This is a genomic window from Massilia sp. UBA6681, from assembly GCF_002454935.1.
Classification (GTDB): Bacteria; Pseudomonadota; Gammaproteobacteria; order Burkholderiales; family Burkholderiaceae_D; genus Telluria; species Telluria varians.
On the sequence record NZ_DKJX01000060.1, the window covers coordinates 1 to 9,605 of the forward strand.

General features: G+C 67.3%; 7 protein-coding genes and 1 tRNA gene. 3 read left to right on the forward strand and 5 right to left on the reverse strand.

Annotated features, from left to right (window positions below):
- From B2R83_RS10105 to B2R83_RS10115, 3 genes are all read right to left on the reverse strand, one after another.
- Positions 1 to 2,652: ATP-binding protein (locus B2R83_RS10105; protein ID WP_292040701.1), on the reverse strand; the 2,652-nt coding region annotated here is incomplete at its 3' end.
- Complete coding sequence (locus B2R83_RS10110; protein WP_292040703.1) at positions 2,649 to 3,722, reverse strand: 5-methyltetrahydropteroyltriglutamate--homocysteine methyltransferase; 1,074 nt, start codon at positions 3,720 to 3,722, stop codon at positions 2,649 to 2,651. The genes B2R83_RS10105 and B2R83_RS10110, both read right to left, overlap by 4 nt.
- A 99-nt stretch (positions 3,723 to 3,821) precedes the next feature.
- A complete protein-coding gene (locus B2R83_RS10115; protein WP_292040706.1) occupies positions 3,822 to 4,658 on the reverse strand; it encodes a response regulator in 837 nt (278 codons plus the stop codon).
- Between the two features lie 546 nt (positions 4,659 to 5,204).
- On the opposite strand from B2R83_RS10115, the gene B2R83_RS10120 reads away from it, so the two are divergent.
- The 3 genes from B2R83_RS10120 to B2R83_RS10130 are packed head-to-tail and all read left to right on the forward strand — an operon-like array spanning position 5,205 to position 8,057.
- Positions 5,205 to 5,555: a hypothetical protein gene (locus B2R83_RS10120; RefSeq protein WP_292040707.1), complete on the forward strand. Its 351-nt coding sequence runs from the start codon at positions 5,205 to 5,207 to the stop codon at positions 5,553 to 5,555.
- Between the two features lie 40 nt (positions 5,556 to 5,595).
- The gene (locus B2R83_RS10125) at positions 5,596 to 6,165 is read left to right on the forward strand and encodes a YfiR family protein (RefSeq protein ID WP_292040708.1); all 570 of its coding nucleotides are present in this window, start codon (positions 5,596 to 5,598) and stop codon (positions 6,163 to 6,165) included.
- A complete protein-coding gene (locus tag B2R83_RS10130; protein ID WP_209588320.1) occupies positions 6,165 to 8,057 on the forward strand; it encodes an ATP-binding protein in 1,893 nt (630 codons plus the stop codon). Before B2R83_RS10125 ends, B2R83_RS10130 begins: the two co-directional genes overlap by 1 nt.
- Positions 8,058 to 8,265: 208 nt before the next feature.
- Here the strand turns inward: B2R83_RS10130 and B2R83_RS10135 are convergent, their stop codons facing one another.
- Positions 8,266 to 8,859 carry an FxDxF family PEP-CTERM protein gene (locus B2R83_RS10135; RefSeq protein WP_292040710.1) on the reverse strand — a complete coding sequence of 198 codons (594 nt, stop codon included), beginning with the start codon at positions 8,857 to 8,859 and terminating at the stop codon, positions 8,266 to 8,268.
- Between the two features lie 449 nt (positions 8,860 to 9,308).
- Positions 9,309 to 9,385: transfer RNA gene (locus tag B2R83_RS10140), tRNA-Arg, on the reverse strand.
- Positions 9,386 to 9,605: the final 220 nt, after the last annotated feature.

A 9,605-nucleotide genomic window follows, 5' to 3' on the forward strand; every position in this document is an offset into this window, starting at 1 on the left:
CACCGCGCCGTCGGGCGGCTCCGGCGCCGGTGAGGGCGCGGGCACTGCGCGTGACGGCCGGCTGCCCAATGCCGGCGCCTCGGCGCGCGGCAGCTCGATCGTGAAGCTGGCGCCCAGGCCCTCGCCGGCGCTCTCGGCCCGCACCGTGCCGCCGTGCTGCTCGACCAGGTGCTTGACGATCGACAATCCCAAGCCCAGGCCGCCATGCCGGCGCGTCATCGACGCGTCTTCCTGGCGGAAGCGCTCGAACACGTGGGTGATGAATTCGGGACGGATCCCGACGCCGTTGTCGCGCACGGTGATCGCTACCACCTTGCCGCCCGCGCCATGCTCGTCATCGCGTTCGCTGACCTCGACCGCCACCAGGCCGTCGCGCGGGGTGAACTTGATCGCATTCGACAGCAGGTTCCAGATTACCTGTTGCAGCCGGCCGGTGTCGCCGGCCACGAGCGCGCCCGGCGCCAGGTAGTGCTTCTCGATGGCGATGTGCTTGGCGTCGGCCGCCGGGCGCACCGTCTCGATGGCGGCATCGATGAAGGATGCTGGCGCGATCGCCTGCATGTCGAGCAGCACCTTGCCCGAGGTGATGCGGCTCATGTCGAGCAGGTCTTCGATCAGCTGGGCCTGGGCGCGCGCGTTGCGTTCAATGGTCTGCAGGCCGCGCTGCAGGTCGGCGCCGTCGCGGCTGCCGCGGCGCAGGACCTGCGACCAGCCGAGGATCGCCGACAGCGGGGTGCGCAGCTCGTGCGACAGGGTGGCCAGGAACTCGTCCTTCATCTGGCTGCTGCGCTCGGCCTCGGCGCGCGCCTCGCGTTCGTTCTCGAGCAGCACCTTGCGCTCCTCGGCGGCGCGGCGGGTGGCTTCGTACAGCCGGGTGTTGTCGACCGCGATCGCGGCCTGGGCGGCGATGCCGCGCACGATGCGCTCGCTACGTTCGGTGAACACGCCGGGTTCCGGGTGGCCGAAGAACATGGTGCCGAGCAGTTCGCCCGAGCGCGCCGCCACCGGCACCGCCATGTAGCTGCGCAGTTCCGGCTCCGCGGCTGCCGGATGCCCGGCCGGCAGCCCGAACCGGGGCGCGCTGCCGGCGTAGCGCGGGTCCTGGGCGATGTCGTCGATGCGCACCAGGTCCTCGGTGCGCAAGGCCGGCGGGTAAAGCGTGCTGGCGCGCGCTTCGCCGAAACTCTGGAATTCGCTTGATGTCGCGCCCGACAGCGTGACCATCGAGAACAGGGTGCCGTCGCCTTCCTGCCCGTAATGGATGAAGGCGCCGAAGCGCGCGCCGCTGACCCCCAGCGCCGCCTCGGTGGCCGCGCGCAGCAGCGAGCGCAGGTCGCGGGTCGAAGCCAGGATGCTGCCGGTATTGTTGAGCAGCTCGAGCACGTGCGATTCGTCGCGCAGCGCCTGTTCGGCGCGCTTGACCTGGTCGACGTCGGTATTGGTGCCGAACCAGCGCACCACGCGTCCTTCGGCGTCGCGCACCGCGCTCAAGCGCGTCAGGTACCAGCGGTAGCTGCCGTCGGCGCCACGCAGCGGGAATTCCATCTCGAAGGGTTCGCCGCTGCGGATGGTTTCGCGCCAGCGTCCCATCACCGCGGGCAGGGCGGCGGGGTCGATGGTGTCCTGCCAGCCCCAGCCCACGCTCTGCTCCGGCGTGCGCCCGGTGTATTCGTACCAGCGGTCGTTGAACCAGACGATGCCGCCGTCGGTGCCGGCCATCCAGGCCAGCTGCGGGATCGTGTTGGCCAGCGCGCGCAGCAGTTCCTCGCTCTGGCGCAGGGTGTCTTCGGCGCTCTTGCGGCCGCTGATGTCCTGCACCACGCCGGTCATGCCGACCAGGGTTTCCTGGCCCTTGCGTTCGGCGTAGTCGGGACGGCCGACCAGGGCCACCCAGCGCGCGGCCTGGCTCCCGGAAGCGCCGGTCGCGACCCGGCACTCGATGTTCAGGTCGGCCCGCGCCTCGAAGGCCTTGATCACGGCGCGCCGCACCTGGATGCGGTGCTCGGGATGCAGGCGCGCGCGCACCTGCGGCCAGGGCAGCGGGGTCTCGGCCGGCAGGCCCAGGATGCCGGCCGCGCGCGGCCCGAGGAGCACGCGGTCGAGCGCCGCGTCCCAGCGCCAGTCGCCCAGGCGCCCGGCCGCCAGCGCCACCTGCAGGCGGTTGTTGTTCTCGACCAGGGCCTGCTGGTCCAGCTTGCGCTGGGTGATGTCCTGGAAGTACAGGGTCAGTCCGTCCGGCGACGGGTGCAGGCGCATCTCCAGCCAGCACTGCAGGCGCATGTAATAGAAGTCGCGCACCACGGTCTCGCGCCGCTCCATGGCGCGCCGGCAGTCCTCGGCCACCGAGGTGCCGTGCAGGTCCTCGAACTCGTCCCACAGGTTCTTGCCGACCAGGCCCGCGCGGCTCTTGTCGAGCGGGGCGATCATGTCGAGCGCGCGCCCGTTGATGTACATGATGCGCCACTCGCGGTCGACCGCGCAGAAGCCGTCGGACAGGCTCTCGAGCATGTTCTCCATGCGCTCGTTGGCGCGGCGCAGCGCTTCCTGCGCCCCCAGCAGCTCTTCCTCGGCGCGCTGGCGCGCCGCCAGCACGCTCTGGGCGTTGCGCAGCGCGGCCGAACGCATCAGCTCGAGTTCGTGTTCGTCGCTCACGCGGCCCCCTCCAGCAGTGCGCTTGCCAGGCGCGTGCCCTCGACCCGTGCGCGTATCTTGGCGAAGGCGGTGGCGCGGCTGATGCTGTCGTCGTCGAAGAAGGGAGCGAAGCCGGCGTCGTCGGTCGTGCCCAGGCGATGCGGGTCGAGGTATTGGGCCGCCAGCAGCACCCGGTCGCGCACCTGCGCGGCGCTCTCGATGCGCGCCTCGAAAGGATCGACGACGCCGACGAACACGCGCTGCTCGGGACGCGCGTAGTCGCGCGCGATGCGCAGCACGCGCCCGGGGTCGGGCTGCCCGGCCACCGCGATATAGAAGCTGCCGGCGCGGATCTCGAACAGTGCCGGCAGCAGCTCGGCGTAGTCGACCGCGGCATCCGACCCGCCCGCGGCCGCACGGACCCCGGCCGCCGACACGTGCAGCCCGATCAGGGCGCGTTCGGCCGCGGAAAAGCGCGCCAGCGCCATGTTGTTCAGGTGGACGAAGCTGGCCAGCAGGGCGCCGCTCGGGTCGAGCCGCATCGCCAGCGGACCTTCGGCGAAATCGATCTGCACCTTGTGGGCGCCGGCCTCGAGGCAGCGCCGGATCTCGGTCTCGTGTTCGCGTACCAGGTCGTCAAGGAATTGCTCGCGTGGATAGCCGGCCAAGCCGTCGGGCGGGTAGAGCAGCGACAGGGCCGAAGGCGAGATGATGGCCTGCTTGACCGGCTGGGTCGCATGGCGCCGCGCCGCGCGCAGGTACTGGTCGGCGTAGCACTGGTAGCGGAAGGGGCCGTGCGTGAGGCGCGGCATGCGGTGGCTGGTGGGGCCGGAAGCGGTATGCACGGGGATGCGGAAGCCGTCCGGCGCGGTATTGGCCGCGCCGCGCACCGGATAGCTCCAGAAGTTCTCGAGCTTGCCCTGCTCGCCGTCGCTGATGACGGGCGCCCCGGTCGCCTCGAACTCGGCCACGGTCGCGCGCACCGCCGCCTCGAGCAGAGGCGCGAGCTTGTCTCCCGCGGCGCCGCCGCGGATCGCGGCGACCAGCTCGGGCGGACGGGGAATGCTGCCGATCGGTTCAGTTGGAATCATCAGTGCTGGCATGGTGGCAGGCGCCGGGCGCACGGCTGCGCCTGGCCTGGTAAGGGCCATTGTAGCCCAGCCGAAGCCTGCCGGCACGTGGCATCGGCCTCACCTGGCGTGCGCCGGCTGGCGCGCCACCTTTGCCAGGGCGTCCTGGAGCTGGTCCAGCTCGTAGGGCTTCTGCAGCGACAGGTAGGGGAACTCGAGGTGGCGCAACAGCGAATCGCCATAGCCGGACGCGAAGATCACCTTCAGCGCCGGATTGTCTTCGAGCGCGCGGCGCGCCAGGTCCACGCCCGACATGCCGGGCAGGCTGACGTCCGAGAACAGCACCTGGTAGCGCTGCTTGGCCAGCAGGGTCAGGGCGTCGTCCGGATGGGCCACGCCGTCGGCTTCGTGGCCGAAGGCCTTGAGCATCTCGCACACCAGGTACTGGGAATCGAGGTTGTCCTCGACCACCAGGATGCGCAGCGCGGCGTCTTCGGGCTCCGTCTCGAGCGCCGCCGGCGCGGCGGCCGGAGGGGCCAGCAGGATATGGATGCCGCCGATGCCGCCGTGGCCGTCCGGCAGCGGCGTCAGGCGCAGGTCGCAACGATGTTCGAGCGGGCCGTCCGCGTGGCGGAAGCTGAGCGTCGTGCCTGCCACCAGGCCGGGCTGCCCGGACCAGGCCTGCTGCAGGGCGGGGGCGGCAGCGGACAGCGGGGGCGGCAGCACCGAGGGCACCGAGCCGCCCGGCACCCGGCCGCAGCCCAGGCCGGCAAGCGCCGCATAGGCCTCGTTGAACACCAGGATGGTTTCGCGCCCCCACACCAGCAATCCCGGCAGGGGGGAGTTGAGCAGCAGGTCGGCCGCCACGCGCAGCGGCGCGGGCCAACGGGCGGGTTCGCCCAGGCTGCTTCCAGACCAGTCATAGGAGCTAGCAGTGCGCGGATCGTGTTCAGGCATGGGCAGACTGTTGTAGGAACGAAAACATGGCGGCCATCCTACACCAAATGCAGGCCAACTGCCGTCTCGATCCGTGCGAGCCATGCCGGGCAAAAAAAAAGCCCGCTTCTGTGAAGCGGGCTGAATCTATTTCCTTGGAGGAGAATAGAGGAGACAGGAAGCATGATGCTGCATTGCCGCAAATTAGTCCAATTTATATTTCAAATGACCGCCATCAAGATTATTGATGAGCCCGCTTTGTCAACCAGGCCGTGGCGTGGCTGCGACGCTGGCCCGGCGGGAGGCGCGCACGCTTGGTGCACGGGTGAAAATGTTCTACGATGGCAACTATGTTAAAACCTTCCCAGCTAGCCTGCGTCTGTGCGGCACTGTTTTTGCTGCGCGCAGGCTGCGGGCTTGCGGCCGGGCACGCCGGGCAGGGGCAGGAAGGAGCGGATGCCCTTGCGCTGGAAGACTACTCCCTGGAACAGCTGGCCGATATCGTGGTCACCTCGGTCTCGCGCCAGCTGGCAGCCCATGCGCGGCTGGCGCCTGTTCGCGGGCGCAGTGTTGCAGGATATCGACACCGGCGTGGCCCCCAGCAGCCTGGATGCCTCGGCACGCGCCGGCCTGGCGACCAAGGACCCGCGCAGCTACTGTCAACTGCGCTCCTCGCACGAACTCCGCGCCAGGCTGAGCGCCGACCTGCTGCTGCGGGGCGTCGCGCGCCTGCCGCAGCCGGCCGTGCCGGGCTATCATGAACTCGACGCACGCCTGGCGTGGCAGGCAGGCCCCGGCGTCGAAGTGGCCCTTGCGGGCCGTAACCTGCTGCACGTCCGCCATCCCGAGTTCGGGGAGGCGGGCCTGCGCCAATTGGCTGAACGGCATGTGTTCGCCAGCGCAACGCTGCGTTTCTGAAAGCTCCATGACAAGAATGAAGACAAAGCTCCCTGACCGAATGCGACGCCGCCTGGCCTGCCGGGTGCTCGCATTGCCGCTGTTGCTGGCGGCGGCTGCAGGGATGGCGCCGCGCGCGCAGGCGGAAGGGGGCGGCGCCCAGGCGCTCGAGCGCCGCGTCAAGGCGGCCTTCCTGTATAAATTCCTCGGCTATGCCGAGTTTCCGGCGCATGCGTTTGCCGACCCCAACGGGCCGCTGACGATCGCCGTGGTCGGCTCGGACGAGATGGCCGCCGAACTGGCGCGCATCGCCAGCGGCCGCATGATCGCCGGACGTCCGATCGTGGTGCGGCAGGTGGCAATGAACGAGGCGCCGCCGGCGGTGCACCTGCTGTTCGTGGCAGGCGGCGACGCCGAACGGGCCGGCCGCGTGCTGCGCGCCGCCCCCGGCGCCTACCTGACCGTGACCGAATGCGACGGGGGCCTGCGCTGTGGCAGCGTCATCAACTTCCGCATCGTCGACGAGCGCGTGCGCTTCGACGTCTCGCTGGATGCCGCCGAAAAGAAGAACGTGAAGCTCAGTTCGCGCCTGTTGACCGTGGCGAACCGGGTACAGAAGGGAGGATCGTGATGGGCATGCACGATACCGGCTCGGTCCGCAGCAAACTGATCCTGATGGCCGTGGCAACCACCATCGTCGCGCTACTGACGGCCGCCATCGCCATGATCGTCGTCGACGCGCGCAGCTTCCAGCGCGTCTGGATCGACGACCTGAGCACCCAGGCCGACATCGTCGCCGACGTCGCCGCCCCGGCGGTGTCGTTCAACGACAGCAGCGCCGCCGAGCGCAGCCTGGCGGTGCTGCGGGTGCGGCCCCAGATCATGGCCGCCGCCATCTATACCAACAGCGGCCAGCGCTTCGCCACCTATGCCAAGGCGGGCACGGAAGCATCCTTCCCGGCGCGTCCGGAAGCGGCGGGCCACCGCATGGAGAGCGGCGAACTGGAGGTGTTCCGCCCGATCGTCGAGAACGGCGAGCCGCTCGGCACCGTCTACCTGCGCTCGCGCTTCGGACTGCTGGACCGGGTGCTCAGCTATGGCGCCATCCTCGGCGGCGTGATGCTGGGGGCGCTGGTGATCGCGGCCCTGGTGGCCTCGCGCCTGCAGGCCTCGATCACCCGGCCGCTGCAGGCGGTGACCAACGTGGCGCGCCAGGTGATGCTGCGGCGCGACTTCAGCTTGCGCGTGCCGGGCAAGGAGAAGGGCGAGATCGGGGTGCTGGTGGAAGCCTTCAACGACATGCTGGCCGAGATCGGGCGCCGCTCGGACGCGCTGCAGGCGGCCAACCGCACGCTGGAACACGAAATGACGGTGCGCGAGCGCGCCGAGCAGGCCCTGATCGTGGCCGACCGCAGGAAAGACGAATTCCTCGCGACCCTCGCGCACGAATTGCGCAATCCGCTGGCGCCGATCCGCACCGGCCTGGACATCCTGCGCATCCGCAGCGGCGACGCCCAGGCGACCCAGCGCGCCACCGATATCATGGAGCGCCAGCTGCGCCAGATGGTGCGCCTGGTCGACGACCTGCTGGACGTCTCGCGCATCAACACCGGCAAGTTCACCATCAAGATGGGCCGGGTGGAGCTGAAGGCCGTGGTCAACGACGCCCTCGAGGTGGTGCGCTCTTATATAGAACTGCATGGCCACGAGCTGGTGATCGACCTGCCGGACCGCCCGGTGTTCCTGCACGGCGACGCGACGCGCCTGGCCCAGGTGCTGTCGAATCTCCTGAACAACGCCGCCAAGTACACCAACCGCGGCGGACGCGTCACGCTCAAGGCGGGCGTCGAGGACCGCACCCTGGTGCTGGAAGTGGCCGACACCGGGATCGGCATCGCGCCGGACATGCTCGACACCGTGTTCGAGATGTTCGTGCAGGTCGATTCGACCCTGGAGCGTAGCGTGGCCGGCCTGGGCGTCGGCCTGTCGCTGGCGCGCAAGCTGGTGGAGTTGCACGGCGGGACCATCGAGGCCAGGTCGGAAGGCCTGGGCCAGGGCAGCAGTTTCGTCGTGCGCCTGCCGATCGTGGTCGACCCGGAGCCGATCGCCAAGCCGACGCCGGCCGCCTTCATCAGCACCGAGTCCTACCGCATCCTGCTGGCGGACGACAACGTCGACTTCGTCAACAGCATCGGCGCGCTGCTCACCGCCATGGGCCACAGCGTGGTCATCACCCACAATGGGCCGGACGCGCTGGCGGCGGCGGCCCGCTTCTGCCCGGATTACGCCTTCCTGGACATCGGCCTGCCGCACATGTCGGGCTACGACCTGGCGCGCGGGATCCGCAAGCTGGCCTGCGGCTCGATGACGGTGCTGATCGCCGTCACCGGCTGGGGCCAGGAAAAGGACCGCCAGCTCGCCTTCGAGGCCGGCTTCGACCACCACATGGTCAAGCCGGTGCGTTTCGAACAGATCGAGGAAATCCTGGGGAACCGCAGCATCATCAAGAAGCTGCGTACCTGATCCCCGCGGGCCCCGCAGCCGGGGCCCATGCCTTCTTTCGGCCTCAGGTCTGACATCTGGACACGGACTCGAGCATTGCCTTGTTTTGTTGCTCAGCTCGTGTCTGAATGTCAGACCTGACCCCCGACCTGACCCCCGACCTCAACAGACGAAAAAAAGACGGAAGCGCTTGCGCGCTTCCGTCGTTCTATTTCAGCAGGTGTGAGGCTCAGGCCTGCTTGGCTTTGCGGCGGCGTGCCAGGAAGCCCAGGATACCGAGGCCGCCCAGCATCATGCCGTAGGTTTCCGGCTCCGGAACCGGAGCCAGCATCACGGCACCGCCGAACGAGGCGCCGGTATCCGACACCAGATTGCCGCTGACCTGCAGGTAGTAGTTACCGGCGGCCAGGTTGTCGCTGGAGATGCTCCAGACGTCCATTGCGCCGCTCATCAGCGAGGTACCGGTGGTGATGAGCGTGTCGTCTTCGCCATACAGGGCCAGGGCGGTGATGTCCAGGCCCTCGCTTTCGCTGCGGCTGATCGACGAGATGATCGCATCCAGGTTCATCGGCATATCACCTTCGACGGTGAAGGTGAAGCGGTCAGCAAAGGTATTACCTTCGTTGTCAGCCGCGAAGGTGTCGCCGAAGAAGGCGGTGTTGTCGATCAGCTCCAGAGCCTGTGGGGAGTTGCCGACGACCTCCTGGGCCATCACGGCCGACGAACCAAACGAAGCGGAAGCAAACACAATTGCAGCAATCAGAGATTTTTTCATTTCTTTCCTCGCATTAGAATCAGCCGCGTCCTGCAGCTTGGGTTTCAAGTATCGGGGAACTTCATGCTATCAAAAGGGCAAAAAAAAGCACGTGGAAGTGTGATTGAACGTTCAATGCGTGCTACATGTTCCGCAAAACAAGAGATTTCTGAGAGGACATACTCTGCGGCTTCCCTTCATAGGAGAACTCGTTTAATCGGGGTTGATAGGTGGAAAAAAATTCTCGAGTTGCTGAAAATGTGTAAGCGCAGTCCTACAGAAACGGAAGGGGCTTTCCGGCGCTGAGCCCGTGCGATTTCAGTCCAGTTTAATGAACGAAGCGTAAAAGTTAGCGCGTTTTAGGATGTTTTTGCTGAGTTACCTCAGCAGCGGATCGAGGGTTCGGCACGGGCGCAGGCAGGCGTCGAGGAGAATAGACCTACCCGGGTCGGAAAAACGAGAGGGGATGGCGGAAAGAAAAATGGCCCAGAATCGCTTCTGAGCCATTTTATAAAAGTTGGCGCGGCTGGCAGGAATCGAACCCACGACCCCTTGGTTCGTAGCCAAGTACTCTATCCAGCTGAGCTACAGCCGCCCGATGCACGCATTATAGCAGGAGCTTCGCATATTGCCAAAGCCTCATTGGCATCCTGGCACAGCCTGCGGGTCTTACAACGAAAAAAAGGACCAGATTTTTCAATCTGGTCCCTCATATTCTGGCGCGGCTGGCAGGAATCGAAACCACGAACCCTTGGTTCGTAGCCAAGTACTCTATCCAGCTGAGGTATAACCGGCCGGGGAAAGCATTATAGCAG